This window comes from Parvibium lacunae (assembly GCF_003335215.1).
GTDB lineage: Bacteria > Pseudomonadota > Gammaproteobacteria > Burkholderiales > Burkholderiaceae_D > Parvibium > Parvibium lacunae.
Genome location: NZ_QPGB01000001.1, coordinates 332,723 through 358,902, shown reverse-complemented (window position 1 = coordinate 358,902; position 26,180 = coordinate 332,723). Strand labels below are relative to the sequence as shown.

At 50.6% G+C, this 26,180-nt stretch carries 27 protein-coding genes; 12 read left to right on the top strand and 15 right to left on the bottom strand.

All coding sequences use genetic code 11. The features are described 5' to 3' along the window. The first annotated feature begins 58 nt into the window (after positions 1-58). Together DU000_RS01690 and DU000_RS01685 are read left to right on the top strand one after the other, a co-directional pair. Positions 59-2,209, top strand: coding sequence for a M3 family metallopeptidase (locus DU000_RS01690; RefSeq protein WP_114401618.1), 2,151 nt, complete (start codon positions 59-61; stop codon positions 2,207-2,209). A 73-nt stretch (positions 2,210-2,282) separates the two neighbouring features. Next, a complete protein-coding gene (locus DU000_RS01685) occupies positions 2,283-2,819 on the top strand; it encodes a glutaredoxin family protein (RefSeq protein WP_114401617.1) in 537 nt (178 codons plus the stop codon). A 75-nt stretch (positions 2,820-2,894) separates the two neighbouring features. On the opposite strand, the gene phaR is transcribed toward DU000_RS01685, so the two are convergent. The 8 genes from phaR to cysS form a co-directional block, all read right to left on the bottom strand. Continuing rightward, the gene (phaR, locus tag DU000_RS01680) at positions 2,895-3,452 is read right to left on the bottom strand and encodes a polyhydroxyalkanoate synthesis repressor PhaR (RefSeq protein WP_114401616.1); all 558 of its coding nucleotides are present in this window, start codon (positions 3,450-3,452) and stop codon (positions 2,895-2,897) included. A 101-nt stretch (positions 3,453-3,553) separates the two neighbouring features. Continuing rightward, entirely contained in the window at positions 3,554-4,291 is a 738-nt protein-coding gene (gene phbB / locus DU000_RS01675; protein ID WP_114401615.1) for an acetoacetyl-CoA reductase, read from the bottom strand. Positions 4,292-4,318: 27 nt separating this feature from the next. Beyond that, a complete protein-coding gene (locus DU000_RS01670) occupies positions 4,319-5,497 on the bottom strand; it encodes an acetyl-CoA C-acetyltransferase (RefSeq protein ID WP_114401614.1) in 1,179 nt (392 codons plus the stop codon). A 76-nt stretch (positions 5,498-5,573) separates the two neighbouring features. Continuing rightward, positions 5,574-7,424, bottom strand: coding sequence for a PHA/PHB synthase family protein (locus tag DU000_RS01665; RefSeq protein WP_114401613.1), 1,851 nt, complete (start codon positions 7,422-7,424; stop codon positions 5,574-5,576). 284 nt (positions 7,425-7,708) lie between these two features. Next, on the bottom strand, positions 7,709-9,181 hold the full coding sequence (tilS, locus tag DU000_RS01660) for a tRNA lysidine(34) synthetase TilS (protein WP_114401612.1): 1,473 nt from the start codon (positions 9,179-9,181) through the stop codon (positions 7,709-7,711). Positions 9,182-9,193: 12 nt separating this feature from the next. Then, the gene (locus DU000_RS01655) at positions 9,194-10,162 is read right to left on the bottom strand and encodes an acetyl-CoA carboxylase carboxyltransferase subunit alpha (RefSeq protein ID WP_114401611.1); all 969 of its coding nucleotides are present in this window, start codon (positions 10,160-10,162) and stop codon (positions 9,194-9,196) included. A 141-nt stretch (positions 10,163-10,303) separates the two neighbouring features. After that, positions 10,304-10,963: a DNA-3-methyladenine glycosylase family protein gene (locus DU000_RS01650; RefSeq protein WP_114401610.1), complete on the bottom strand. Its 660-nt coding sequence runs from the start codon at positions 10,961-10,963 to the stop codon at positions 10,304-10,306. Continuing rightward, positions 10,948-12,351 carry a cysteine--tRNA ligase gene (gene cysS, locus DU000_RS01645; RefSeq protein WP_114401609.1) on the bottom strand — a complete coding sequence of 468 codons (1,404 nt, stop codon included), beginning with the start codon at positions 12,349-12,351 and terminating at the stop codon, positions 10,948-10,950. Before cysS ends, DU000_RS01650 begins: the two co-directional genes overlap by 16 nt. A 342-nt stretch (positions 12,352-12,693) precedes the next feature. On the opposite strand from cysS, the gene DU000_RS01640 reads away from it, so the two are divergent. The 5 genes from DU000_RS01640 to DU000_RS01620 all read left to right on the top strand — a co-directional run bounded on the left by DU000_RS01640 (position 12,694) and on the right by DU000_RS01620 (position 17,085). Next, the gene (locus DU000_RS01640; RefSeq protein ID WP_205073996.1) at positions 12,694-13,800 is read left to right on the top strand and encodes a nuclear transport factor 2 family protein; all 1,107 of its coding nucleotides are present in this window, start codon (positions 12,694-12,696) and stop codon (positions 13,798-13,800) included. 31 nt (positions 13,801-13,831) lie between these two features. Continuing rightward, entirely contained in the window at positions 13,832-15,079 is a 1,248-nt protein-coding gene (locus tag DU000_RS01635; protein ID WP_205073995.1) for a L,D-transpeptidase family protein, read from the top strand. Between the two features lie 26 nt (positions 15,080-15,105). After that, entirely contained in the window at positions 15,106-15,681 is a 576-nt protein-coding gene (locus DU000_RS01630) for a peptidylprolyl isomerase (protein WP_114401607.1), read from the top strand. Positions 15,682-15,720: 39 nt separating this feature from the next. Further along, positions 15,721-16,206 (top strand): peptidylprolyl isomerase, encoded by a 486-nt coding sequence (locus DU000_RS01625; protein WP_114402058.1) that lies wholly within the window; start codon positions 15,721-15,723, stop codon positions 16,204-16,206. A 75-nt stretch (positions 16,207-16,281) separates the two neighbouring features. After that, the gene (locus tag DU000_RS01620; protein ID WP_420812095.1) at positions 16,282-17,085 is read left to right on the top strand and encodes a UDP-2,3-diacylglucosamine diphosphatase; all 804 of its coding nucleotides are present in this window, start codon (positions 16,282-16,284) and stop codon (positions 17,083-17,085) included. 30 nt (positions 17,086-17,115) lie between these two features. On the opposite strand, the gene cysE is transcribed toward DU000_RS01620, so the two are convergent. Further along, positions 17,116-17,865, bottom strand: a complete 750-nt coding sequence (gene cysE / locus DU000_RS01615; protein ID WP_114401605.1) for a serine O-acetyltransferase — start codon at positions 17,863-17,865, stop codon at positions 17,116-17,118. A 153-nt stretch (positions 17,866-18,018) separates the two neighbouring features. Between cysE and DU000_RS01610 the strand changes: the two genes are divergently transcribed. Genes DU000_RS01610 through DU000_RS01600 form a run of 3 tightly spaced genes read left to right on the top strand, consistent with a single transcriptional unit; the run spans position 18,019 to position 19,598 of the window. Then, positions 18,019-18,405 carry a VOC family protein gene (locus tag DU000_RS01610; protein WP_114401604.1) on the top strand — a complete coding sequence of 129 codons (387 nt, stop codon included), beginning with the start codon at positions 18,019-18,021 and terminating at the stop codon, positions 18,403-18,405. Positions 18,406-18,422: 17 nt separating this feature from the next. Beyond that, positions 18,423-18,902 carry an EVE domain-containing protein gene (locus tag DU000_RS01605; protein ID WP_114401603.1) on the top strand — a complete coding sequence of 160 codons (480 nt, stop codon included), beginning with the start codon at positions 18,423-18,425 and terminating at the stop codon, positions 18,900-18,902. A gap of 3 nt (positions 18,903-18,905) precedes the next feature. After that, positions 18,906-19,598 carry a helix-turn-helix transcriptional regulator gene (locus DU000_RS01600; RefSeq protein ID WP_114401602.1) on the top strand — a complete coding sequence of 231 codons (693 nt, stop codon included), beginning with the start codon at positions 18,906-18,908 and terminating at the stop codon, positions 19,596-19,598. A gap of 103 nt (positions 19,599-19,701) precedes the next feature. Here the strand turns inward: DU000_RS01600 and DU000_RS12705 are convergent, their stop codons facing one another. Further along, complete coding sequence (locus tag DU000_RS12705; protein ID WP_158529603.1) at positions 19,702-19,845, bottom strand: hypothetical protein; 144 nt, start codon at positions 19,843-19,845, stop codon at positions 19,702-19,704. Positions 19,846-20,096: 251 nt separating this feature from the next. Between DU000_RS12705 and DU000_RS01595 the strand changes: the two genes are divergently transcribed. Continuing rightward, a complete protein-coding gene (locus tag DU000_RS01595; protein ID WP_114401601.1) occupies positions 20,097-20,624 on the top strand; it encodes a gamma carbonic anhydrase family protein in 528 nt (175 codons plus the stop codon). 16 nt (positions 20,625-20,640) lie between these two features. Further along, positions 20,641-21,552, top strand: coding sequence for an Hsp33 family molecular chaperone HslO (hslO, locus tag DU000_RS01590; RefSeq protein ID WP_114401600.1), 912 nt, complete (start codon positions 20,641-20,643; stop codon positions 21,550-21,552). Positions 21,553-21,562: 10 nt separating this feature from the next. Here hslO and ftsB read toward each other — a convergent pair whose 3' ends face one another. From ftsB to DU000_RS01565, 5 genes are read right to left on the bottom strand one after another with little or no spacing between them, the layout of a single operon-like run. Continuing rightward, complete coding sequence (ftsB, locus tag DU000_RS01585; protein ID WP_114401599.1) at positions 21,563-21,895, bottom strand: cell division protein FtsB; 333 nt, start codon at positions 21,893-21,895, stop codon at positions 21,563-21,565. A gap of 52 nt (positions 21,896-21,947) precedes the next feature. Next, positions 21,948-23,231, bottom strand: coding sequence for a phosphopyruvate hydratase (gene eno / locus DU000_RS01580; RefSeq protein ID WP_114401598.1), 1,284 nt, complete (start codon positions 23,229-23,231; stop codon positions 21,948-21,950). Between the two features lie 38 nt (positions 23,232-23,269). Next, positions 23,270-23,560: a DUF1330 domain-containing protein gene (locus tag DU000_RS01575; protein WP_114401597.1), complete on the bottom strand. Its 291-nt coding sequence runs from the start codon at positions 23,558-23,560 to the stop codon at positions 23,270-23,272. 10 nt (positions 23,561-23,570) lie between these two features. Beyond that, positions 23,571-24,416: a 3-deoxy-8-phosphooctulonate synthase gene (gene kdsA / locus DU000_RS01570; RefSeq protein ID WP_114401596.1), complete on the bottom strand. Its 846-nt coding sequence runs from the start codon at positions 24,414-24,416 to the stop codon at positions 23,571-23,573. Further along, positions 24,413-26,080 carry a CTP synthase gene (locus DU000_RS01565; protein ID WP_114401595.1) on the bottom strand — a complete coding sequence of 556 codons (1,668 nt, stop codon included), beginning with the start codon at positions 26,078-26,080 and terminating at the stop codon, positions 24,413-24,415. The genes kdsA and DU000_RS01565 overlap by 4 nt, the downstream gene beginning before the upstream one ends. Positions 26,081-26,180: the final 100 nt, after the last annotated feature.

The following is a 26,180-nucleotide window of genomic DNA, read 5'->3' as shown; positions in this document are numbered from 1 at the left end:
AACGCTGTTGAGCACAGTAAGTGGCGCCTTATCTTGCTGGTTTATAGAGAACGCCCCCATGACGACTGTTACTTTGCCTGCCAATCCACTGCTGTCCTTCGCGGACTTACAACACAATCCATTACCAGATTTTGCCGCAGTCCATCCAGACCATATCGACCCAGCGATCGCAGCGCTTATCGCACGTGCGCAGGTTGCAGTGGATGAAGTCATCGCCATTCAGGAGCCAAGTTGGGAGAGTGTTGTTATCCCACTAGAAACAGCAACCGAAGCCCTGAGCCGGGCCTGGGGCATGGTAGGTCACTTAAACAGTGTGATGGATAGCGAGGCACTACGGGCTGCTTATAACCAGCAGCTCCCTGTGGTCACTGCATTTTGGACCGCGCTCGGGCAGAACCTCCACCTATATGAGCAATATAAAAAAATTGCAGCTAGAGAGGACTTTAAGGCGCTCTCTCTCGCACGCCAAAAAGTTATCCAAAATGCCCTCCGGAATTTTCGCCTGAGTGGTGCAGAGTTAGACGACGACGCCAAACTGCGTTTTGCCGAGATTCAAACGCAGCAGGCGGCTCTGGCGCAAAAATTCTCCGAGAATATCTTAGATGCAACCAATGACTATGCTTGGTACATTACCGATCAAGAACAACTGAAAGGTATTCCAGCCGATGAACTTGCAGCCATGGCCGAGGCAGCAACGCAAGATATCGCGGCTGGCCGCTGCCCTGCTGAAGTTGGCACCGGCTGCTGGAAATTAAGCTTACATTTACCCAGCTATTTGCCCGTCATGCAATATGCTGAAAATCGTGCGCTGCGTGCGTCTCTTTATCAAGCCTATGTCACACGGGCAGCGGAGTTTCCTAACAGCAATGGTAAGGTCTGGGATAACAGCCAGATCATGGTTGATTTACTCACGTTACGCGCGGAAGAAGCCTCCTTGCTGGGGTACCAAAATTACGCAGAAACCTCGTTAGCCTCGAAAATGGCGGACAGCCCTGCGCAAGTGATTGACTTCTTGCTCGATTTGGCCAAACGGGCACGGCCTTATGCCGAACAGGATATAGCTGAACTGCGACAGTTCGCGGCCAGTCGGTTCGGCCTGGAAACCTTGGAGGCGTGGGATATTCCTTATGTTGCCGAAAAACTGCGGGAAGAACGGTATGATTTTTCTGAGAATGAAGTGAAACAGTATTTCCCTGAAAATCAGGTGCTTGAGGGCTTGTTCCGCTTGATTCAAACCCTGTTCAATGTTGTCATCAAACCCGACAACCTGCCTGTTTGGCATCCTAGCGTACGTTCTTACCGAATCGAACAATCGACGGGTACGCTGGTAGGCCAGTTTTACCTTGATCCCTATGCCCGCGCAGGGAAACGAGGAGGTGCCTGGATGGATGATGTCCGTGGACGCAAACGGCTAGACGATCAGGTGCAAACCCCGATTGCCCATCTGGTTTGCAATTTTCCCACCCCTGTTGGCAATAAGCCCGCCTTATTAACCCATGATGATGTGATTACCCTTTTTCATGAATTCGGACATGGGTTACACCATCTCCTGACGCAAGTCGATGAACTCGGTGTATCGGGGATAAGCGGGGTCGAATGGGATGCCGTCGAGTTGCCCAGTCAATTCATGGAAAACTTTTGCTGGGAGTGGGAAGTCCTGAAAAACATGACTGCGCATGTCGATACAGGCGCACCATTACCCAAAGGCTTGTATGAAAAAATGCTGGCAGCAAAAAACTTCCAAAGTGGCATGCAAACCTTGCGTCAAGTTGAATTCGCCTTGTTCGACATGCGCTTACATAGCCAGCCTGCGGGAGCAGTGATTGATGTTCAGCAAATACTCAATGATGTTAGAGCCAGCGTTGCGGTCATTGCTCCCCCCGCTTTTAATCGTTTCCAACACAGTTTTTCGCATATCTTTGCAGGGGGCTATGCAGCCGGTTACTATAGCTATAAATGGGCTGAAGTGCTATCTGCCGATGCTTACGCCCAATTCGAGGAAGACCGCGAATTAACAAACCCGGCGCAAAGTATCGTTAATACCAACACTGGCCAACGTTATTGGCGCGAAATTTTGGCTGTTGGGGGGAGCCGGCCAGCATTAGAATCCTTCATGGCTTTTCGAGGTCGTCGCCCAAATATTGATGCGCTCCTGCGCCATAATGGAATGCAACAACCACAGACGATGACCAGACCCAATAATCTATAGTGTATGGTGCGACATGGGGCAATGTCACACCAATTCACTGAATGGCTAATCTTATGGCACTGGGAGAAACATCATGATCCATCATCTTAAAAACAGCTTTGGGTTGAGTGCCTTAATCTTGTTTTTTCTCTATAGTCATGCACAAGCTCAAACGCTACCTTATGCGACTCAGCGCGCCGCGCAGCAATTTCCTGTTACGCTTTATACCAATAAAGACTGTACAACGCTGTGCCAGGATGCACGCCAGTTTCTGCAAAAGCGTGGCGTCCCTTATACCGAAAAAGTCATCAGCCAAGCGGAGGGGATTGCCGAGCTGAAACGCCTGACGGGACAAGCCATGATCCCGAGTTTGCAAGTTGGCCGCACAGGGTTCTCTGGTTTAAACGAAAGTGTGTGGCAAACTCAGTTGAGCGCGGCGGGGTATCCGAATAGCCCACTGCCAGCGAACTATCGTCCCACGGTTCAACAGGAGGAAGCAACTGCAAAACCTAAAGAAAATCCAACCGCCACTAATCCCAATGCGGGTAATAACCGCTCTGTCAATGAAGCGCCCAGGATTCCCACGCCGCCACCACCACCATTAAATGCACCACCAGGTTTCCGCTTTTAATGACTTTGCTCAGAAGCAGATGCCTAAAATAAAACAGCCGCGTCATCCGCGGCTGTTTTATTGTCAGTGAATGCCTTACTTTTTATCTGCATTAAAAGGAAACTGATTTGGGAACTGTGAAAACACCGTTTTCGCTTGGCTTTGCATTTGTTCTTGCATCTGTAAGAATAAATTTTTGCTTTGTTCGATGTAGTTGCCCATCATGGTCTGCATCACCGGTCCTTGAACATTCATGAACTGGCTCCATACCTCAGGGCTGGTGAGATTATTACCGTCATAGAGGGCCTTGGATTGCTCTTGCAACTTTCCTTGAATATCCATAAATGCCTGAATATTTTTTTCAAGATAGCCGCCCATAATATTTTGCATGGCATTGCCATAGAGCCGAATAATGTGCGCAAGCGAGTTAGAGGTAAACATCGGCACACCATCCGTTTCCTCTTCCATGATGATCTGCAACAAAATACTTCGCGTGAGATCTTCACTGGTTTTTGCATCGACCACTTGAAACTCTTGATTTTCAAGCACGAGCTGCTTAACGTCGGCTAGCGTGATATACGTACTGGTTTGTGTGTCGTATAAACGGCGATTAGGATACTTTTTTATCGTACGCAAGCCTTGATTTTTAGCCATCTCCAATCCTCCTCAGGGTAGGCAGAAAGCGACCTGCCCTCTGCCTCTCCATCACAATACTACAAAAAGTTGACTACCAACAGCCCATTAAAGGCTATTGCTTAGCCCATGTGCAACCCGCCGTTGATTGAGAAATCAGCGCCGGTGGCAAAGCCGCCATCATCTGAGGCTAACCAAGCAACCATTGAAGCGATCTCATCGGGCGCACCAAGGCGCTTGACAGGAATCCCGGCAACAATTTTCTCCAGCACATCGGGGCGAATCGCCCGCACCATATCGGTTCCAATATAACCGGGAGAGACGGTATTAACAGTCACTCCTTTACTGGCGACCTCTTGCGCTAACGCCATCGTGAAGCCATGAATACCCGCCTTTGCAGTGGAATAATTGGTTTGACCGAACTGCCCTTTTTGGCCATTGACGGAAGAGATATTAATAATCCGCCCCCAACCACGCTCAACCATGTCATCTAGCACTTGCTTGGTGACATTGAACAGTGAGTTCAAATTGGTATCGATAACGGCATCCCAATCTGCCTTGGTCATTTTGCGAAACATCCCATCACGGGTAATACCCGCATTGTTCACCAAAATATCGATGGTGCCATGCTCTGCTTTGGCCGCGTTTAGGGCTGCGACGGTTGACTCCCAATCAGACACGTTGCCGACGGAAGCGTAAAACGTAAACCCTTGCTCCTTTTGTTCAGCCAGCCATTTTGCGTGATCCCTAGTCGGGCCACAGCCTGCAATCACTTTGTGCCCGGCACGCGCCAAACCCTGACAGATTGCGGTTCCGATCCCACCCATACCCCCAGTTACATAAGCTACGCGTTGCGTCATTTTCTTCTCCTTTAATGCCTAAATTAATTAGCGTTCTACTGTCAGGGCAACACCCATGCCACCACCAATACACAGCGAAGCGAGGCCTTTTTTCGCATCACGTCGATTCATTTCGTGTACAAGCGTCACCAAAATTCGGCAACCGGAGGCACCAATCGGATGGCCGATCGCAATCGCACCACCATTGACGTTGATTTTGTTGGTGTCCCAGCCCATTTCTTTATTCACGGCGCAAGCTTGCGCGGCGAACGCTTCATTCACTTCCAACAGGTCTAGCTCGCTTGCTTGCCAGCCAGCACGCTGCAGTGCTTTGCGCGATGCCGGCACGGGGCCCATGCCCATCACTTTTGGATCTAACCCTGAGGTTGCGAAAGATTTAATCTTGACCAAGGGCTGCAAGCCTAATTCAGCGGCCTTGGCAGCACTCATTAACATGACTGCAGCTGCTCCGTCATTAATCCCGGAGGCATTGCCTGCAGTGACTGAACCAGCTTTATCAAAAGCCGGCTTCAAGCCAGACAGCGCATCGTAGGTCGCGCCTGTGCGAATAAACTCATCGTCAGCGAACTGAATCGGGTCACCTTTACGCTGCGGAATCAGGACAGGGGTAATTTCATCTTTAAACTTACCAGCCTTCTGTGCTGCTTCCGCTTTATTTTGTGAGGCGACCGCAAATTCATCTTGCTGAGTACGACTAATCTCGTATTCTTTAGCGACATTTTCAGCAGTAATACCCATGTGATATTGGTTATAGACATCCCATAAACCATCATTGATCATGGTATCGACCAATTTTGCATCGCCCATACGGAAGCCATCACGAGATCCCAACAAGACATGCGGCGCAGCACTCATATTTTCCTGACCACCGGCAATCACAATCTCCGCATCCCCGGCAAAGATCGCCTGGTATCCCAGCATGACGGCTTTCAGTCCACTGCCACAAACTGCATTGATGGTGAGTCCGGGGACTTCTTTTGGCAAGCCCGCTTTGAGCACCGTTTGCCGCGCTGGATTCTGGCCAGCACCAGCTGCTAATACTTGGCCCATGATCACTTCAGAAACTTGCTCACCTGCAACACCCGTTTTTTCTAGCAATGCCTTGACGACGATTGCGCCTAATTCAGGTGCGCTCAACTTTGCTAGGCTGCCACCAAACTTCCCCACCGCGGTACGTTGTGCCGCTACGATTACTACCTCTGTCATACCACCTCCTCGAAAAAAGGGTTTCAATGGTTAATTGCACATTCTCACGCTGATGGCTGTTTCATAGCCAGGAGATTCATGCCCTAACCTTAACATAAGTTCCAGGCGCTGCTTCAAGCGGCATAAACTTGCGGCTCCCCAGTTGCGTGGGGGAGGTAACCTCAGGGCCACGATAGGCAGTCAGCCAATTTTGCCAATCACGCCACCAACTTCCTGGATGCTCAGTGGCATGATTCAACCAATCCGAAGATGATTCAGGTAAGCTAGACTCGGCATTTTTCTGTGACGGTTGTTCCATTAGCCAATAGCTTCGCTTGTTTTTTGAGGCTGGATTAATCACACCTGCAATATGCCCACTGGCAGCGAGCGCAAAGCGTACCCGTTCTTTACGCGCAGCGCCCAGTAATTGGGCTGACAGATAGGCAGACTGCCAAGGCACGATATGATCTTCTCGCGCGGCCAAAACATACGTGGGAACCTGAATCCGGCTGAAATCAACAGGCTCACCACAAACACGGGCTTTGCCTGGTTCTCGTAACTTGTTTTCCAGATAGGTATTGCGTAGATACCAGCAAAACATCGGGCCGGGCAAATTGGTGCTATCAGAGTTCCAATACAATAGATCGAAAGCGGGTGGACGCTGGCCTTTCAAGTAATTATTCACCACATAATTCCAGATCAAATCATTCGGTCGCAAACTCGAAAAAGCAGAAGCCAGATCACGTCCAGGCAACAGACCACCGTTACCAATGGTCTGCTCTCGAAGTGCGACTTGTGCCTCATCAATGTAAACGTCTAGTGCGCCGACATCGGTAAAGTCCAGCATGGTTGTTAGCAGCGTAAGGCTAGCAACAGCATGATCGCCACGTGCTGCCATGGTACTGAGTGCTGTTGCCAGCAGGGTGCCACCAACACAAAACCCGAGGACATTAATTGTTTCTTGACGGCTGATTTGCTGTACGGTGTGAATCGCCTCAATCACCCCATCAGCAACATAATCATCCCAAGTCAATCCGGCATGCTCGGGCATGGCATTCGCCCAAGAGACCAAGAAAACAGTATGCCCCTGTTGCACACAATAATTAACCAGAGAATTATCGGGCTGCAGGTCTAGAATGTAATATTTGTTGATGCAAGGTGGAACAATCAACAAGGGGCGGGCCCCAACTTCAGGGGTTTGCGCCCGATACTGGATGAGCTGAAACAGCGGGTTTTGAAAAACGACCTGACCGGGTGTCGTCGCCACATTTTTACCTACTTCAAACGCAGACTCGTCGGTTTGAGAGATACGCCCTTTGCGCAAATCATCAAGCATGTTTTCCATGCCCACGCGCAAACTTTCGCCCTTGGTTTCAATAATCCGCTGCTGCGCCTCAGGATTGGTCACCAGGAAATTGCTGGGGGCAACGGCATCAATCCACTGCTGTAAGGCAAAACGAATTTTGTTTTTCGTTTTGATATCGCCCTCAACTTGATCAGCCAACTTCAGCAGATACTTCGCATTGAGCAAGTAGACCATCGCATTTAATTCATTCATGCCGTGGTCATGCCATGCCTGCGCGGCAAAGCGACGATCTGACAAACCATCCGCTTCTTGCTGAGCTTGCCACGCAGACCATAATTCGGTCATTTCCTGGCTATATTCCTGCTGCAAGCGTAATTGCGCCTGAGGGTCAAGATGAACCGCATATTGCGCCCAGAGCGCGGCAGGGAAGCTCTGCTGAACGGCTGACACAGCTGAATTTGGGCTACTCTGCCCTGGAATCTGGGTAGACAAATGGGGCCAATGCTCTGCCAACTGCTTACCCCACCAACCGGCCCACTGTTGCAGCCCTGCTTGATTCAATGCGGCGTGGGGGTTTGGCAGAGCGCCCCCTGCCGTAGAAGCCGACCATTGCTGCCACCACTGCTGCCAGGCTGCTTGCATACCCTCAAAAAGTCCAGCAGGAATGCTCGTGGGGGATGTAGGAGCGGTCTGATTAGAAGCAGATTCAGGGGTGACTGAAGTTTGCTGGCGGCGGTTTGTTTTTGTCGACGAGTTAGAGACGTTTTTCGGTACCGACTTGCGGGCAGATTTTTTGGAAGAAGATGAAGTGGTCACGAGATACCCTGTTTACCAGAAGCGAGAATGAATAAGGCTTGCATAGGCCGATTGTGCGTTAGCACCCAAGCCCTGTCAACCCAGCCTGCCAATGGACTCCCAGCAAAACGTCATGATGCGGCAGATTGGGCACAATCATCAGGATGCCAGTGTAGTTGATAACGTTTTCCTTCTTGGCTCAGGACTGTTGCCAGCATCCCCAAACAGCCAATCGCCAGTAATGTTTCCCCTGTATAGAGGCAAGGCAAGGCAGCCCGTTGTTCCGCATCAATCCCCGCTTCCTGACACCAGTGTTTAAAGGTTTTAGCAGGTCGATGCGGGTGCAATCTTAGGCGCTGACGACCCAATGAAAAGCGTGACCGCACGGACAAACTCGTTAGCATCGAAAGCGGTATTCCCCACGCCGTGTCCCCCTCCTGAACTGGGACAAACTGCCAGCTACCCTGCCAAGAGGGAACCGCTAATTCAGATTGCCCATCCCAATTGAGTGAGATGGGTAATCTCACTGGCTGTGCAACCGGGGCAGCAAAGGCAACTGGGACAACCGGAACGTAAAACAGATTGCCCGCACGGGAATGAATTTCTGCTGCAGGGCCGTACAGCCCCAATACGCCAGCTTTGGGTAGGCTGGATAAGCCTTGCAGGGCTGACCATATCTGCTCAAAATCCTGACGAATCAACCCATGAGGGGCCACGTCTTGCAACCAAAAACGCAAGGCATTGCGCTGGCGTACGCTAGACAATGCTGTCAGCGCGGTCCAATTCAACGCCCCAAAAGCACTGAATTTTTTCAAATCAGCGACAGCGATTTCGCGCATCAGTGTGTCAGCCTCGGCACAATGCGCGGCGCTCTGTGCCAAGGTCCGCGCGACACTTGGGAGCCGCTCTTGCCACAACGGAAAAATCTGGGTGCGGAGCTGATTTCTCAAAAAACGCGGATTGTCATTTGAGTCATCAACAATCCAATTTAACTGATTATCCCGCGCATAGGTTTCAATCTGATGACGCGCAATCGCTAAAAATGGACGAAGTTGGTAATAGTTTCCCGCATTCACCGTCTCGGATAAGAGCGATTGCCAATGCTTACAAGGTTGGCTTTTTTGCATGGCACCTAGGCCGGCAATGCCCGCGCCACGCAATGCTTGTAAGAGAAAAGTTTCCGCTTGATCATCTTGGTGATGTGCCGTGCAAAATACTGCCGCACCCTGCTCATGCAAGTAACTCAAAATTGCCTGATAGCGTTTCTGCCGTGCCTCGTTCTCAATACTGTTACCAGGCTTGGGTGAGAGATTGAGGTGAACTACCTGGCAAGGTATCTGACTTGATAGACAAAACGTTTTTGCATGGGCGGCCCAATCATCAGCCGCTGGGTGTAAGCCATGATGAACATGAATTGCGAGCAGTTCGCGCTGCGCTGGCTCTTGCTTACGCCAGCGTTGCGCCACATGAAGGAGTACCGTTGAATCCAGGCCACCACTGTATGCCACCACCAAGCGCTGGCGCGCTCCTAACACCACAGTCGTAAAGCAAGTCTCAAGTGCTTGCGTGAAAGGTACCAGCAGATCAGTGTTCAGCAGTGACATGTCCGCAAGTGATCAAGCGGCGTGACCATCTTTGAATTTACCGTAAGAAAGGAGGCGCTCTAGACGGGCAGCTTTTAGCGCCGCGGGACTGGTTTCTTTGAATTGTCGTAAGGCATCAGCCAACGCTTTTTTCAATGCTTGTGCCATCGCTTGCGGGTCGCGATGCGCCCCGCCAACAGGCTCACTGACGATCCGATCAATCAACCCCAATGCTTTTAAACGATGGGCGGTAATACCCATGGTTTCGGCGGCTTCCGGCGCTTTGGCAGCACTCTTCCATAAAATAGAGGCACAGCCCTCGGGAGAAATAACCGAGTAAACGGCATATTGCAGCATCAGCGTCATATCGCTCACAGCAATGGCTAAGGCACCACCAGACCCGCCTTCACCAATAATCGTGCTGATAATCGGCACATTCAGCTCTGCCATAACGTATAAATTTTTCCCGATTGCTTCTGACTGGCCACGCTCTTCTGCATCAATGCCTGGATAAGCACCCGGGGTATCGACAAATGTCATCACAGGAATGCCAAATTTTTCTGCCAGCCGCATCAGACGCTCTGCTTTTCGATAACCTTCTGGTTTACTCATGCCAAAGTTACGCATGGCGCGTTCTTTGGTATCACGCCCTTTTTGATGGCCGATCACCATGACGGGCATGCCATTAAAACGGGCTAATCCCCCTACAATCGATAAATCATCAGCGAAAGCACGGTCGCCATGCAACTCATGAAAATCAGTGAAAATCTCGCGAATATAGTCAAAGGTATAAGGGCGTTGTGGATGCCGTGCGACCTGTGAAATCTGCCATGGGGTTAACTTGGCATATATTTCTTTCGTGAGGCTCTCGCTTTTGCTTTTAAGACGGTCAATTTCTTCAGATATGTCAACGGCTGACTCATCTTGAACATAGCGCAGCTCCTCTACTTTATTTTCGAGTTCTGCAATCGATTGCTCAAAATCCAAAAACGTCGTTTTCATCGTGACTCCCTCTTTTTTAACACTGGCTCACTACTACCGCAGCGCGCCCTTTGACTCATTAATGTGATCAGTAAAACTTAATATCGATAAGCAAACAACCCGCCGGCAAGCCGACCTTAGGGTCGATTATTTCCATAACCGCTAATATTCAACGGGAATCGGATCCAAACTGCGCCATAAATACCAGGTGGCAACCGTGCACCAAGGCGCCCAATTTTCAGCGACCTCACGCGCATCACTGCGAGTCACGGGCTCGCCACTGAAATAATGGACACTGATTCCTTTGAGTAAGCCCAAATCGTCTAGGGGCAAGACATTTGGCCGCAATAAATTAAACATCAGAAACATTTCTGCCGTCCAGCGGCCGATCCCACGTATCTGCACCAACTCACTGATGACGGCCTCATCATCCATGTCAGCCCACTTCGCGACATGCAGACGGCCCTCTTTAAAATGCTGTGCTAAATCAGTGATGTACTCGACCTTACGCTTCGACAAGCCGCAGGCAGCCAAAGTCTCAGAAGAACGGCGCAAAACAGCACCAGGGCTCATGCGAGGAATGGCGACCAATAAACGTTGCCATACAGCTTCAGCGGCTTTAACAGATATCTGCTGGCCAACAATTGAGCGCGCTAGCGTCATGAATGGATCCCCTCGCGATACGAGGGTCAGATCGGCGTACTGAGGAATTAAACGGCGCATAATGCGATCTTGCTGCATCAACTCAGTGCAGGCCTGACGCCAGTAATCTGGCGCATCGGGATGAATGATCAACGCAGCTGCGTTCACACGCGACGCCATAACGTTCCTTGCGCGGTATCTTCAAGAACAATCCCCAACGCAGTCAATTGCGCACGGATTTTATCGGCTTCCGCATAGTCTCGTGCCTGTTTGGCAGTACTGCGACGTTGAACTAGAGCCTCAATCGTTTCTGCTTCTGTGATTGTGGAGTCTGAGCTTGCATTCGTCGCCGCCCCCCCTTGCAGATACTGGATTGGGGCCTGCTGTAACAAGCCAAGCACTGCCCCTAGTTGCAAAAGGTAGCCTGCCAGCACCGGATCATGTGTTTTATTAACCTCAGTGGCCAGATCAAAGAGGACGGCAAACGCCACGGGCGTATTAAAGTCGTCATCCAATGCGGCCTTGAAACGGGCTGCATAGTCTTGAGCCCAGTCGATCGTTAGCGGTTGGGCAGGCGTATCACGCAAGGCGACGTACAAACGGCCAAGCGCTTGTTTGGCCTCGTTTAAATTTTCTTCGGAGTAGTTGATCGGACTGCGATACTGGGTGCGAAGAATAAAAAAGCGCACGACTTCTGCATCGTAGCGAGCTAAAACATCCCGAATCATGAAGAAATTGCCCAATGATTTGGACATTTTTTCGCCATCTACGCGGATAAAACCATTGTGCATCCAATAATTAACAAATTGCCCAGCTTCTGGATGAGCCCCTTCACTCTGTGCAATTTCATTTTCGTGATGGGGAAACTGTAAATCAGCGCCACCACCGTGAATATCGAAGCGTGGCCCCAACAGAGCGGAGCTCATGGCAGAGCACTCAATATGCCAACCCGGGCGTCCGTACCCCCAAGAAGAAGGCCACTTTACCTCGTCAGGCTCCGTTGCTTTCGCACGCTTCCAGAGCACAAAATCCAAGGGATCTTGTTTGTGTTGATCGACATCGACACGCTCCCCTGCGCGTAAGTCGTCCAGCGATTTCCCTGACAATTTGCCGTAGCCGGCGAATTTACGAACTGCATAATTCACATCGCCTTGGGTTGATTGATAAGCCAATCCATTTGCAGCTAGTTTCTCAATCAAGTTCAACATCTGCGGAATATATTCTGTCGCACGAGGCTCGTGATCAGGGGGTTCAACCCCTAATGCAGCTGCATCTTGATTCATCGCATCGATAAAGCGTTGCGTCAATTGACTGATCCGCTCACCATTCTCGACTGCACGCTTGATGATCTTATCGTCAATGTCAGTAATGTTGCGCACGTAGGTCACCGCGTATCCAGAGCAGCGCAGCCAGCGTTGCACCATGTCAAAAACCACCATCACCCGCGCATGCCCAATATGACAGTAGTCATAGACGGTCATGCCGCAAACATACATGTTGACCTGGCCCGGCACAAGCGGCTTAAAGACTTCTTTTTGGCGTGTTAGGGTATTAAACAGAGTCAACATAGAGCAAATAGATAACCCGCAGTCATAGAGAGACTGGTGAAAGAATAAAGAGTTAGAAAATTATGGCATGTCGCCACAGCGACAACAGGCCCATAGCCTGATCAAACCTGCGCATGATTTACGACATTTTTCGCATTCCAGCCGCGATCTCCACAATTTTCCCGATGATTGAGCGACTGAATCGCAAATCTACCAAAATATTCTTGGTAGAATCTTGGAAGTATACCGTATTGCCTCTGCCCCAACAGCAGTGATCAGTCAGGTGTCATAGATTAAGCAAGAATTCGTAAGCCCTATTTAAACCAGTATTAGCAACCATATCGTCTTTACCGAGAGGCCCCTATGCAACAGCTTGAGCAACGCCGTTGTCAGTCATCCCCAAACCATCTCGTTTCCCTGCGTCAATGGGGCCGCCATCGATTACTCGGGGCGTTATTGGCGGCTTGTTGCATGGCGGCGCCAGTCTATGCGGATGAAGCCCAAGAAGTGACTCGCCTCCTGCGCGCCGGGCAGCTCGACCAGGCCATGTCTCGCGCAGATACGTTTCTGGCCAGCAAACCCCGCGATGCGCAAATGCGCTTCTTGAAGGGTTTGATTCTGACCGAGCAAAGCAAAACTCAAGATGCAGTACAAGTCTTTTTACGGTTGACCGAAGACTACCCCGAACTACCCGAGCCCTACAATAATTTGGCTGTTTTGTATGCGGCTCAAGGCCAATTTGACAAGGCACGCGCTGCCCTGGAAATGGCCATACGTACCCACCCTAGCTACGCGACCGCCCATGAAAATCTGGGTGACGTCTATTCCAAGCTTGCCAGCCAAGCTTATGACAAAGCGCTACAGTTGGATGCGAATAACACCACCGCTCAAACCAAGCTGGCGCTGATTCGTGACTTAGTAGGCGGTGGCAAGACTCGCCCTCCAGCCACCGTTGCAGCTAACAACCGCCCCGCAGCGACCAGCCCAATTCAGCCGGCACCCGCCCCTGCTGCGCCAGTGAGCGGCCCCAAACCAGCTATTGAACCGCCCAAACCTCAAGTGGTAACGGACACAGCGCCGAATAAGTCCACACCAGTCGCCCCTGCTCCTGCGGCTGCGTCCAAAGTGAATGATTCAGAGGAAATTGGAAGCACTGTTCAATCCTGGGCTAAAGCGTGGTCACGCCAAGACACCAAATCTTACTTAGCGTTTTATGGTAAAGACTTTGATACCCCCAAAGGCATGAGCCGTAGCGCCTGGGAGCAGGAACGGCGGCAACGGATTGAAGGTAAAAATAAAATTGAAGTGCAGGTCGAGCAGTTACAGATTCAGCAAAATGGTGATAAAGCGGTGGCGAAATTCCGTCAGAATTACAAGTCGGATCGCCTTAGCACCTCAAGCCGGAAGACACTTGAACTGCAAAAATCAAATGGCAAGTGGGTGATCGTCGAAGAGCGCTCAGGAAACTAATCCCATTTTCGATGGCCCCCAGGGGTGTGGCATGCCACACCCCATTGTATTTTTGATGTTTGAAATAATGCTGCTTTTGATTCTATTTTATCGGTTCCTAATTCGCTTTTTCCCTGGCCTTGTGGCACTCACTTTTAGTGCGGCCGTGGCAGCGCAAAGCCCTGCTCTCAATAACAGCAGCGATATCGAGGCCCAACTCAATAAGATTTTGCGCGCGATTGCCGCAAATCGTATGAGCGAAGCAACTAAGTTGAATGATGCCCTGCTGCAGGCCTACCCTAATTTTCGGCTCGCCTATCTCATTCAAGGAGACTTATTGCGTGCCCGCGTTGCCCCCTTGCGGACAATTGGCGATATTCCGAATATACCGGATGAGAGAGTACGCGCCCTCAGGGAAGAGGCGTTACAACGGTTACGCGGCTATCTTGAGAAGCCGCCGAGCAATCGAGTACCCCGTTACCTACTGCAATTACGTACAGATCAGCGCACCGCCATCGTCGTGGATACCAAACGCTCGCGCCTTTATGTCTATGAAAATACCAATGGACAACCGCGCTTTTTGGCCGATTTTTACATGACCCAAGGAAAAAGTGGCTCCTTCAAATTGCGCGAAGGGGATGAGAAGACCCCCATCGGGGTATACCATGTCACGAGCAGCATCCCCGACAGTAAATTAGATGACTTCTACGGTGCGGGGGCGTTTCCCATCAACTATCCGAATGAATGGGATCGCTTGAATGGCCGCACTGGCTCGGGTATTTGGTTACATGGCGTGCCCAGCAATACCTACAGTCGCCCCCCTAAGGCCAGCAATGGCTGCGTGGTGCTGTCCAATCCTGATTTACAAAAAATCGCACAGTGGATTAATCCTGGCACAACGCCAGTTGTAATTAGTGAGGAAGTGGAGTGGCTGAATCTTGATGACTGGCAGCGCGAGCGAGAGCAATTTCAGTCCGCCTTTGACACTTGGCGGCGTGATTGGGAAAGCCGCGATATGCGACGGTATCTTGGTCATTATGCTATGCGCTTCCAGGGTGATGGCCTGAATTACAACCAGTGGGCCGAACGTAAAAATGCTGTTAATCAGAGTAAAACCTGGATCAAAGTCGGCGTTAGTAATCTATCGATGTTTCGATACCCTAATAAATCGGACGAGATGATTGTTGTCACTTTTGATCAAGATTACAAATCGAATAACCTAGAAAACAAAATGCGCAAGCGCCAGTTCTGGATTAAAGAACAAGGCCGCTGGCGGATTCTGGTTGAAGAAGCAGCCTAATCCCAACTGATATTGGAAGGACTGATATGCAAAAACGATTTCTCTTGCAACTCTGTGCAGGTTTCGTAATCGCCCTAGGTGTTGCCAAAGCATGGGCCCAAGCGCCAACGAACGTTGTATTAAAAACGACTCAAGGGACTATCGTCGTTGAATTGAATGCGGCTAAAGCCCCAAAGACGGTTGAAAATTTCCTCACCTATGTCAAAAATGGGCATTACAACGGCACGGTATTTCATCGTGTAATTCAGCATTTTATGATCCAAGGTGGCGGCTTCACCAAAGACATGCAACAGAAAGCCACGCGACCACCGATTGCCATTGAATCTCGTAATGGCCTGAAGAATACACGTGGCAGCATTGCTATGGCGCGCACCAATGATCCAAACTCAGCAACGTCCCAATTTTTTATTAATGTGGTTGATAACCCTAATCTCGACTTCCCTTCTTTTGATGGTCACGGCTATACCGTATTTGGCCGTGTCATCCACGGTATGGACGTCGTGGATAAAATCCGTGCAGTACGAACAGGTAACGTTGGTTTTCATCAAGATGTACCACTCGAACCGGTTATTATCGAGAGTGCCACTATTCAAAAAGACTGAAATTTCAATCCCCCCTAACACTCAATAAGGATGCAACTCATGATTAAACTGCACACCAACCTCGGTACGATCACGTTAGAACTCGATACGGAAAAAGCGCCAAAATCTGCGGCGAATTTCTTGCAATATGTACAGGACGGTCACTATGATGGGACCATTTTTCATCGGGTCATCAATGGCTTTATGATTCAAGGGGGTGGATTTGTACCAGGGATGGAACAAAAACCAACACGCGAACCAATCGAGTGTGAATCTAAAAATGGTTTAAAAAATGACAAATATACGGTTGCCATGGCCCGGACTATGCAACCGCACTCAGCCACTGCGCAATTTTTTATTAATGTCGTTGACAACCAGGGGTTGAACTACCCTCAACCCGATGGCTGGGGCTATGCAGTTTTTGGCAAAGTGGTCGATGGTTTTGATGTCGTTGAAAAAATTAAAAGCACTAAAACTGGCCGCAGTGGCTTTCATCAGGATGTTCCTGTAGAAGATATCGTCATCACAAAAGCGGAAGCAGTTTAAATCCACGCACAAATCACCCTCGCGATGTCTTCTGCTCGGCTCAATCTGGGTATCGATCAATTGCCTACCCAGGCATTGTCGCCCAACGCAGCTGACACTCAAACAGCCGTTCTCTCGCTTGAATCGAGATCGGCTGTTTTTATTTCAGATTTGCATTTGCACAGCAACATACCAGCGCTGAATCATGCCTTGTCCTGCTTCATCGCAGATTTCTTGCAAACGCCCCACCAGTGCCTATTTATTCTGGGTGATTTGTTTGAATACTGGGCAGGAGATGAAGAACTCACTGAACCCTACTATGCCCAACTGGCTGGCCTGTTGTCACAGGTTGCTGCTGCTGGCAGACAGTTGTTTATCATGCATGGTAATCGTGATCTACTGCTGGGTGAGCGCTTCATGTCTGCGGCCAGCGCGACACTGTTGCCCGATCCCACAATCTTAGTCCTTGAGCAAGAACGGATTTTATTAACGCACGGCGATGCTTACTGCACCGACGATATTGACTATCAAGTCTTTCGCCAGCAAGTTCGTCAACCCGCTTGGCAAACCCAGTTCTTGGCTCTACCACTGGCCCAACGGCAACAGATTATTCAGAATATTCGCAGCGAAAGCAGTCAAGCCAAACAACAAAAAAGCATGCAAATTATGGATGTGAATCAGCACGCCATTGATGCTCTGTGGCCACAATACGGCGTGCAATTAATCATTCATGGTCATACCCATCGCCCGGCTAGCCACCAACACGATCACGGACAGCGTTGGGTCATTCCAGACTGGCGAATCGACAAGCAGGGTCAAGTCGCAGCAGGGTATCTACTCTGGCAAAAAGGGGGGCCTCTGCAACTGCATCGAAGCCTCAGTTTGTTTAACGCTGCATAATGAGTGCCTGGCAGCGCTTATCTAGTAGCCCTAGTCAACCATCCGATTTAATCCGGCCGCATCGAAAGGTGCCTTGCCAGATGGATTATTGCAACTGATTCCAGCCGCTTGTAAGGCTTGCAAGATACACGCTATCTGCTGATCCTGGTTCGTTGCATGGTCGATTAGCCCGTGCAACGCCTTGGTGAGTGGATCATCTTGGGCCGTGGACACGGCATAGGCAGAAAAACCCATTTTATTCGCTTGAGCCTCCCGAGTCTTGGCGCTTTCTGCCTCAATAATCCGGGCGGGAATCCCAACCGCTGTTGCCCCAGCGGGCACCGCCTTGAGCACGACCGCATTTGATCCAATCCGCGCCCCCGCCCCTACCGTAAATGGCCCAAGCACTTTCGCCCCTGCGCTGACCACCACGCCACGTTCGAGCGTTGGATGGCGCTTGCCTTGATTAAGCGAAGTACCCCCAAGCGTCACGCCTTGATAGATCGTGCATTCATCGCCAATTTCAGCGGTTTCACCAATCACCACACCCATGCCATGGTCGATAAACACCCGGCGACCAATCGTCGCGCCAGGATGAATTTCAATCCCCGTCCACCAGCGCGCAAAATGTGAAACCAAGCGTGCCAGCCACAGCCAGCCCCAATGCCAGAAACGATGGGCAATGCGATGTAACCAGAGTGCGTGTAAGCCGGGATAACAAGTAAGCACCTCGCGGACCGAGCGTGCTGCCGGATCGCGTTCTAGGATGCATTGAATATCTTCGCGTACACGTTGCCACATAATGAATCGCAGTCAAAAAACAAAACAACATTGTAAGTGGGTTTACAGGATGTTGCAGGCTTCCCCATCTGAAAACCTCCTGACACTACGTTGTCAGGAGGGGGGCCGCACACTCTGGGTTCGATTAACTATCCGAGAAAGGAAAGGCCCATCATGTCAAATCAGCGTCTGCTTAATTGGTTTGAAATCCCCGTCACAGACTTAACCCGTGCCACTCAGTTCTACCAACAGTTACTAGATACCACCCTGCGCTCAGAAACTTGCGGCCCCGCCCAACTGGCCGTGTTTGAGTATGCAGAACCAAATACGGGAGGCTGTCTCTACTACCACCCAGAACACCAGCCCCAGCACAGTCAATCCGCCGGAGGTGTATTGATTTATTTAAATTGCGCAGCCGGGATTGATTCCGTTTTGGCACGCCTCGAAAACCTTGGCGGTGCAATCCTCACACCGAAAACCACACTACCCGACAATATGGGCTATTTTGCGGTGATGCGTGATAGCGAAGGCAATGCGGTCGGCCTGCATAGCGCTACTTAAATAAGTAAGGGGAAGCCATGACAATCTTGTCACGCTCAGCATCACACTCGGCCCCACGCTATTGGATTGGTGTGGTTTCTGATAGCCATGTGCAGCGGGGCGTGACAGGCGGCTTCTGCCAACTCTGCCATGGTAAAGCCGCGCCCCTCAAACGGATGCAACAAGGCGACTGGCTCATCTATTACTCGCCCAAATACGATATGAATCGAACTGAACCCTACCAAGCCTTTACGGCCTTGGGACGGGTAGCTGATAACGCTATTTACCAGTTTGCCATGACACCCGACTTCATCCCCTGGCGACGGCAAATTGATTACCTGTCCGTGACCCCGGCGCCGATTCGCCCACTCTTGGATCAGCTCGACTTTATTCAAGATAAACAACACTGGGGCGCTGTCTTTCGGCATGGGTACGTAGAAATAAACCAGCGTGATTTTCTCTTAATCAGTCAAGCCTTGGGCGTATCATGTTGCCTATTTCTCGCTGACCCGGCCTAATCTATGCGGCGTGCTGACCGACTCTTCCAGATCACTCAAATCCTCCGTGGCCGGCGCAACACCACGGCCAAGTACTTGGCTGAGCGCTTGGGGGTGGGAGAGCGTACCATCTATCGCGACATACGCGATCTCGGCCTATCTGGTGTGCCGATTGAGGGCGAAGCGGGTGTGGGTTACCGGCTAAAGCAAGGGTTTGATTTACCCCCACTGATGTTCAATATTGGTGAAATCCATGCGATGGTAGCAGGCTTACGCCTGATCAGCACTTGGGGCGGCAATGCGTTAAAACAGCAAGCTCATAGCGTGCTTGAGAAAATTTACGCGATTTTACCGATTGATAAGCAAATTGCTTTTGAACGAACCCCATTATTTGCCCCCGAGTTTGTGAACGCATCACAACGAGGATTGTTCGATCAACTCCATCAGAGCTGCCAGGAACAGCAAAAAGTTCTTATCAGATACCGCGATGGACAGCAAAACCACAGTGAGCGTATAGTGCATCCCTTGGCTTTATTTTTCTGGGGAAATACATGGACCTTACTTGCTTGGTGTGAACTACGCCAAGCATTTCGGAGTTTCAGAAGCGATAGAATTACTGAGGCTGAGTTGTTAGATCAACACTTCATAAGCCCACCAGGTCAACAGCTTCAGGACTATTTGCGGCTTATTGAACATGAATGCGATACCACTTCCTGATTGCCTGCCAAGTTATCACCGATATCAACATTAAAGCGAGCGCCAAAAATTGTTTGCGGATGCCGGTAGATACAACCTCAGCAGGGAATCAGGATTAACTAAACTATTTACGCTGTCCCTCTTCAGGCCAGTAACGTTTTTCTTTGCTGGCCTTAACAACACTTCCATCCTGATCAGGCCAGTATGCCATCGCTGATTGACCATATAAAAAACCGATTGCTGCAACAATTGCAAGTAATTGACGCATGATTAGCTCCTTCACGATGAGTTCATAACAGGTCACCAACAAAAAAGAGAGACGCCTTTGTTTGTCGCTGATAAATGCTTATCGAACTGACTCATGTCTGACTAAAATCACTCATACCGAGGACCTAGTGCCCGATTAAGCAGACTTCCTACACCGGCGTTAGCAATCCTTCACCCAACCCATTTTGTGGCCCGCATCAGTTAAAATCAATTAATTGTTTTTTTGACCCTAGCTTGGATATAAGACCGTTTATGGCTATTTATCAACTCGCGGACCACCAACCTCACATTGACCCCAGCAGCTTTATTGCGGACACCGCCGCAGTGATCGGCAAAGTTACGCTCGCCCAAGGGTGCAGTATCTGGTTCAGCGCCGTCCTGCGTGGCGATAATGAACTCATTGCGATTGGTCGAGCGAGCAATGTTCAAGAAGGTGCCGTGTTACACACGGACCCCGGCTGCCCACTCACGGTTGGGGAGAATGTCACGATTGGCCACCAAGCCATGTTGCATGGTTGTACGATTGGTGATGGCAGCTTGATTGGCATGCAAGCGATTGTCTTAAATCGCGCAGTGATTGGTAAAAATTGCCTGATCGGCGCGGGTGCGCTCGTTACGGAAGGCAAGATAATTCCAGATAACTCACTCGTTGTTGGCAGTCCAGGTAAAGTCCTCCGTCCGCTAACTGAAGCTGAAATTGCGACCATGCATCGTAATACCGCAGGCTATGTCAAAAAGGCCGCGCTCTTCAGTAGCGATCTTAAAAGAATTCAACCCTGATGGTTAATCCAGCATCATGTCTGACCAGCTACATAAATTCCTCTTTGCAAACGCCCCCATCAAAGGCGAAACACTGCGCCTTGAAGCCACCTGGCAACGTATTTTGCAAAATCATGATTACCCCCCTGCCGTGATGCATTTGCTGGGTGAAATGGTTGCGGCGAGCGCACTGCTCTCAGCGAATCTAAAATTCAATGGGGCCTTGATTTTGCAACTATATGGTAATGGTCCCATTCAAATGTTGGTCGTTGAATGTTCTGCAGACCTCGGTATCCGAGCAACAGCTAAATTACATCAACAGATGTTGCTCGAACCCAATATGGGTTTTCAGCAGCTCGTGAATCAGGGTGGTCAAGGCCATTTTGCACTCACACTTGATCCATATGATCGCCAGCCCGGCCAGCAACCCTACCAAGGGATTGTGCCGTTACGCGGCACCTGTATTTCTGATGTCTTGGAAAACTACATGCGCCAGTCAGAACAACTCGATACCAAGCTCTGGCTGGCTGCCGACAATAAAAGCGCGAGTGGCCTGTTACTCCAACGCATGCCCGATCACGGTGGCACGATGGAAGCGCAAACGTTAGATATAGATGCCTGGCCCCGCACGACGCAACTTGCAGCGACAGTTAAAACCGAAGAACTGTTAACCCTCGCCAGTGAACAACTGATACACCGCCTCTTCTGGCAAGAAAGTATTCATCTTGAGTCTGCTCGCGCCTGCCGCTTTCACTGCACCTGCTCGCGCGAAAAGGTGGGTAACATGCTCCGCACTTTAGGTACAGAAGAAATTGCAGCAGCGCTGGCGGAGCAAGAAGTGCTAACCGTTAATTGCGAATTTTGTAATGCCGAATATCGTTTTGATGCGGTGGATTGCGCGGGGCTGTTTGTCGCACTGTCAACGACGAAAAGCGTAGGAACGCATTAGGTGCAATAAATTAGGGTCGAGTATGGCGAGTATTTGACACGGACGGTGCTGCGGCCGCAGGCGGAGGGGATGATTTTGGAATTACCTGCACAAATATTTCGTCTGGCTTGACCATACCTAACTCAAAACGGGCCCGCTCCTCAATCGCCTCAGTCCCCGTTCGCAGGTCTTTCACCTCACCTTCCAGCGCGGCATTGCGATTCGCAAGCTCCATGTTTTTATTCTTTTGCTGCTCTACCTTACGTTCCATGTCCCATACCTTCAACCATCCCCCCTTCCCAAACCAAAGGGGATACTGAATAAGAACAAGCAAGGTAATGAGAATGTAGGTAATCGCTCTCATATCACCATATCAAACAAACCGGGCGACTGCATCGCCGCCCGGTTTCAACAGATTATTTCAAGTTAAAGAAAGTATCACGACCAGGATAGATCGCAATATCACCGAGGTCTTCTTCAATCCGCAGCAATTGGTTGTATTTGGCGATCCGGTCTGAACGTGAGAGCGAACCAGTTTTGATTTGACCCGCATTCGTACCGACAGCGATATCCGCAATCGTGCTGTCTTCGGTTTCACCGGAACGATGGGAGACCACGGAGGTGTAGCCTGCGCGCTTGGCCATTTCAATCGCTTCAAAGGTTTCGCTGAGCGTACCAATCTGGTTGACTTTAATCAGAATGGAGTTAGCCACCCCTTGTTGAATGCCTTCTTTCAGGATTTTGGGGTTGGTTACGAACAGGTCATCACCGACGAGCTGAACTTTGCCACCGAGTTTGTCGGTGAGGGTTTTCCAACCAGCCCAGTCGTTTTCAGACATGCCGTCTTCAATGGAGACAATGGGGAATTTGTCGCAGAGGTTGGCGAGGTAATCAGCAAACTCAGTGGAGGTGAGTTGCAGGTTTTCACCAGAGAGGTGGTATTTGCCGTCTTTGAAGAATTCGGTACTGGCGCAGTCTAAGGCGATCAAGACGTCTTCACTGGGGCGATAGCCAGCTTGTTCAATCGCTTGCAGGATGGTGTTCAGACAATCGGCATTGCTGGCGAAGTTGGGGGCGAAGCCACCTTCGTCACCCACGGCAGTGGACCAGTTTTTGTCATGAATGATTTTTTTCAAGGCATGGAAGACTTCAGCACCGCAGCGCAGGGCTTCACGGAAGCTGGTCATGCCCACGGGCATGATCATGAATTCTTGAATGTCGAGGCTATTGTTGGCATGCGCCCCGCCATTGACGATATTCATCATGGGCACAGGCAGTTGCATTTTGCCGGAACCACCAAAGTAGCGGTATAGAGGCAAGCCCGCTTCTTCAGCAGCGGCACGAGCAACGGCCATGGACACGGCTAGAGTAGCATTCGCGCCCAGGCGGGATTTGCTTTCAGTGCCGTCTAAGTCGATGAGGGTGTTGTCGAGGTAGGCCTGTTCATTGGCCTCTAAACCCATGATGGCTTCGGCGATTTCGGTATTGACGTTTTCAACGGCTTTTAATACCCCTTTGCCGAGGTAGCGGCTTTTGTCACCGTCACGCAGCTCAATGGCTTCACGGGAACCAGTCGATGCCCCGCTGGGGACAGCAGCACGGCCCATCGCACCACTTTCCAGCAGCACATCACATTCCACCGTGGGATTACCGCGGCTATCTAATATCTCGCGGGCAACGATATCAACAATTGCGCTCATGTTGTTTCACTCCAATTAATAAAATAACAATTCAAAACTTAAACTGACAAACCATCTACCACGTACATATTCATCTTCGCCGCCCCCGCCCGCGCTTCACGCGCCTGACGATATTCGGCTGATTCGTACCACGCCCGTGCCGCCGCCATATCGGGGAATTCCATGATTACCGTACGGGGAGGCGCCTGACCTTCGAGCACATCTTGTTGCCCACCCCGCACCAGCACTTTCACCCCATGTGTTTGCATGGCAATACTGGAAAACTTTTGGTACTCCTTATACTGCTCAGGGTTGGTGACTTCAACTTGTACGATAATAAAAGCGGGCATATCGGGATCCTTAGGATGACATCAAGCTGTTTTCAATGAAACCTTGGCGTTTTACCAAAGCATCTAATTCTTTAAGCGTGAAGAGTAGTTCTTTCATGCGTGGCAGGGGCCAGGCATTGGGGCCGTCAGACATGGCTTTGGCAGGATCAGGATGGGTTTCCATAAACAGACCAGCAACCCCCGCCGCCACCGCCGCCCGCGCCAAGACCGGCACAAACTCACGCTGACCACCGCTGGCCGTACCTTGCCCACCGGGCAACTGGACGGAATGCGTGGCATCAAAAACCACCGGGCAACCGGTACCGCGCATGATCGCAAGCGAACGCATGTCGGAAACGAGATTGTTATAGCCAAAGCTCACGCCACGTTCACAGACCATGATGTTGTCTTGACCACTGGCCGCGCGGGCTTTATCGACCACGTTCTGCATATCACCGGGGGCAAGGAACTGGCCCTTTTTGATATTCACGGGCAGGCCGGCGCTCGCCACTGCATTGATGAAATCGGTTTGGCGGCAGAGAAACGCGGGCGTTTGCAACAAGTCAACGACCGCAGCAACTTGCGCAATCTCCTCAATCTCATGCACATCGGTCACAACGGGCACACCGATTTGTTTTTTGACTTCGCTGAGAATCCGTAAGCCTTCATCAATGCCCAAACCCCGGAAGGATTTGCCCGAGCTGCGATTGGCTTTGTCGTAAGAAGATTTGTAAATGAATGGAACGCCCACTTCCACACAAATTTCTTTGAGCTGACCGGCCGTATCCAGCGCCATCTGCTCGGACTCAATGACACACGGCCCTGCCAGCAAAAACAAGGGGTGGTTTAAGCCAGCGTCAAAGCCACATAGTTTCATTGGCTACGCTCCCCACCTTGCTTGGCCTTGCTATTCGCGACCGCCGCTGACACGTAGCTACTAAAAAGCGGATGACCATCGCGCGGCGTAGAGGTGAATTCGGGGTGGTACTGCACACCCACAAACCAAGGATGCATGCTTTGCGGCAACTCCATCATTTCAGGCAGATTTTCGGTGGGGGTGCGCGCACTAATCACTAAGCCCGCTTGTTCTAGTTGTGGCACATAGGCATTGTTCACTTCATAGCGATGGCGGTGCCGTTCGTTCACCTCTGCACCGTAAATTTGACTGGCCAGGCTACCGGGCTTGATGGGGCAACGCTGTGAGCCTAGACGCATCGTGCCGCCAAGGTCCGCATTTTCATCACGCTTTTCAATTTTGCCCGTGCGATCCGTCCACTCGGTAATCAAGGCCACAACGGGGTGCGGCGTTTCATCGTTAAATTCAGTGCTGTTCGCGGCCTCTAATTTGGCTTGATGACGGGCAAATTCAATCACCGCCAATTGCATGCCCAGGCAAATGCCGAGGTAAGGCACTTTGTTTTCACGGGCGTATTGAATGGCCTTAATCTTACCTTCCGTCCCACGCTTACCAAAACCACCGGGGACGAGAATCGCATCAAACTTCGCTAAGGCATCCGTGCCGTTGGCTTCTATGTCTTCAGAATCGATGTACTCAATATTCACTTTGGTACGGGTATGAATACCGGCATGGACCAAAGCTTCGGTAAGCGACTTGTAGGATTCCGTTAAGTCCACATACTTGCCCACCATCCCAATCGTAATACTTTGTTGGGGATTTTCTAACGCTTCTACCAATTTGTTCCACACGCTTAAATCAGCCGGTGGTGGGTTGAGGGCAAGTTTTTCGCAGACGATGCTATCCACGCCTTGCGCATGCAGCATGGCCGGGATTTTGTAAATGGAATCGGCATCCCAGACCGAAATGACCGCTTCGGTTGGAATATTAGCGAACAGGGAAATCTTCTCGCGCTCATCATCGGGAATCTTGCGATCCGCGCGGCACAGCAACACGTAGGGGGAAATCCCGATCTCACGCAGTTTTTGCACGCTGTGTTGCGTGGGTTTGGTTTTGAGTTCACCCGCCGAGGGGATGTAAGGCACCAAGGTCAAATGCACAAAGCACACGTTGTTGCGGCCTAATTTTAGGCGCATTTGCCGTGCGGCTTCGAGGAATGGTAGGGATTCAATATCGCCAACCGTGCCGCCAATTTCTACAATCGCGACATCGGGCTTACCTTCCCAGGCAGCGTGTGCGCCGCGCACCAGGAAGTCTTGAATTTCATTGGTAATGTGCGGAATCACCTGCACGGTTTTACCCAGATATTCGCCACGACGCTCTTTACGAATCACCGATTCATAAATTTGACCGGTAGTGAAGTTATTCACCTTACGCATTTTGGCGCTGATAAAGCGCTCGTAATGGCCTAAATCAAGGTCAGTCTCCGCACCGTCTTCGGTGACGAATACCTCACCATGTTGAAACGGACTCATGGTGCCGGGATCAACGTTGATGTAGGGATCGAGTTTAAGCAGGGTAACTTTGAGGCCGCGCGATTCTAAAATGGCAGCCAGCGAGGCGGCGGCAATCCCCTTACCGAGGGAAGAAACCACACCACCCGTAACGAATACATATTTGGTCATGAAAATGCACACGATACCCGTCAGAAAAGAATAACCAACGGGCGCTGAGTTGGAAAGGCAGATTATACCCCGACAGATGGGGCACCAACAGCGCAACCAA

Bases quoted from the DNA above. Each gene is read 5' to 3' on its own strand.
- DU000_RS01690 (WP_114401618.1), top strand. From the start codon at position 59: ATGACGACTGTTACTTTGCCTGCCAATCCACTGCTGTCCTTCGCGGAC.
- DU000_RS01685 (WP_114401617.1), top strand. From the start codon at position 2,283: ATGATCCATCATCTTAAAAACAGCTTTGGGTTGAGTGCCTTAATCTTG.
- phaR (WP_114401616.1), bottom strand. From the start codon at position 3,452: ATGGCTAAAAATCAAGGCTTGCGTACGATAAAAAAGTATCCTAATCGC.
- phbB (WP_114401615.1), bottom strand. From the start codon at position 4,291: ATGACGCAACGCGTAGCTTATGTAACTGGGGGTATGGGTGGGATCGGA.
- DU000_RS01670 (WP_114401614.1), bottom strand. From the start codon at position 5,497: ATGACAGAGGTAGTAATCGTAGCGGCACAACGTACCGCGGTGGGGAAG.
- DU000_RS01665 (WP_114401613.1), bottom strand. From the start codon at position 7,424: ATGCAAGCAGCCTGGCAGCAGTGGTGGCAGCAATGGTCGGCTTCTACG.
- tilS (WP_114401612.1), bottom strand. From the start codon at position 9,181: ATGTCACTGCTGAACACTGATCTGCTGGTACCTTTCACGCAAGCACTT.
- DU000_RS01655 (WP_114401611.1), bottom strand. From the start codon at position 10,162: ATGAAAACGACGTTTTTGGATTTTGAGCAATCGATTGCAGAACTCGAA.
- DU000_RS01650 (WP_114401610.1), bottom strand. From the start codon at position 10,963: ATGGCGTCGCGTGTGAACGCAGCTGCGTTGATCATTCATCCCGATGCG.
- cysS (WP_114401609.1), bottom strand. From the start codon at position 12,351: ATGTTGACTCTGTTTAATACCCTAACACGCCAAAAAGAAGTCTTTAAG.
- DU000_RS01640 (WP_205073996.1), top strand. From the start codon at position 12,694: ATGCAACAGCTTGAGCAACGCCGTTGTCAGTCATCCCCAAACCATCTC.
- DU000_RS01635 (WP_205073995.1), top strand. From the start codon at position 13,832: ATGCCACACCCCATTGTATTTTTGATGTTTGAAATAATGCTGCTTTTG.
- DU000_RS01630 (WP_114401607.1), top strand. From the start codon at position 15,106: ATGCAAAAACGATTTCTCTTGCAACTCTGTGCAGGTTTCGTAATCGCC.
- DU000_RS01625 (WP_114402058.1), top strand. From the start codon at position 15,721: ATGATTAAACTGCACACCAACCTCGGTACGATCACGTTAGAACTCGAT.
- cysE (WP_114401605.1), bottom strand. From the start codon at position 17,865: ATGTGGCAACGTGTACGCGAAGATATTCAATGCATCCTAGAACGCGAT.
- DU000_RS01610 (WP_114401604.1), top strand. From the start codon at position 18,019: ATGTCAAATCAGCGTCTGCTTAATTGGTTTGAAATCCCCGTCACAGAC.
- DU000_RS01605 (WP_114401603.1), top strand. From the start codon at position 18,423: ATGACAATCTTGTCACGCTCAGCATCACACTCGGCCCCACGCTATTGG.
- DU000_RS01600 (WP_114401602.1), top strand. From the start codon at position 18,906: ATGCGGCGTGCTGACCGACTCTTCCAGATCACTCAAATCCTCCGTGGC.
- DU000_RS12705 (WP_158529603.1), bottom strand. From the start codon at position 19,845: ATGCGTCAATTACTTGCAATTGTTGCAGCAATCGGTTTTTTATATGGT.
- DU000_RS01595 (WP_114401601.1), top strand. From the start codon at position 20,097: ATGGCTATTTATCAACTCGCGGACCACCAACCTCACATTGACCCCAGC.
- hslO (WP_114401600.1), top strand. From the start codon at position 20,641: ATGTCTGACCAGCTACATAAATTCCTCTTTGCAAACGCCCCCATCAAA.
- ftsB (WP_114401599.1), bottom strand. From the start codon at position 21,895: ATGAGAGCGATTACCTACATTCTCATTACCTTGCTTGTTCTTATTCAG.
- eno (WP_114401598.1), bottom strand. From the start codon at position 23,231: ATGAGCGCAATTGTTGATATCGTTGCCCGCGAGATATTAGATAGCCGC.
- DU000_RS01575 (WP_114401597.1), bottom strand. From the start codon at position 23,560: ATGCCCGCTTTTATTATCGTACAAGTTGAAGTCACCAACCCTGAGCAG.
- kdsA (WP_114401596.1), bottom strand. From the start codon at position 24,416: ATGAAACTATGTGGCTTTGACGCTGGCTTAAACCACCCCTTGTTTTTG.
- DU000_RS01565 (WP_114401595.1), bottom strand. From the start codon at position 26,080: ATGACCAAATATGTATTCGTTACGGGTGGTGTGGTTTCTTCCCTCGGT.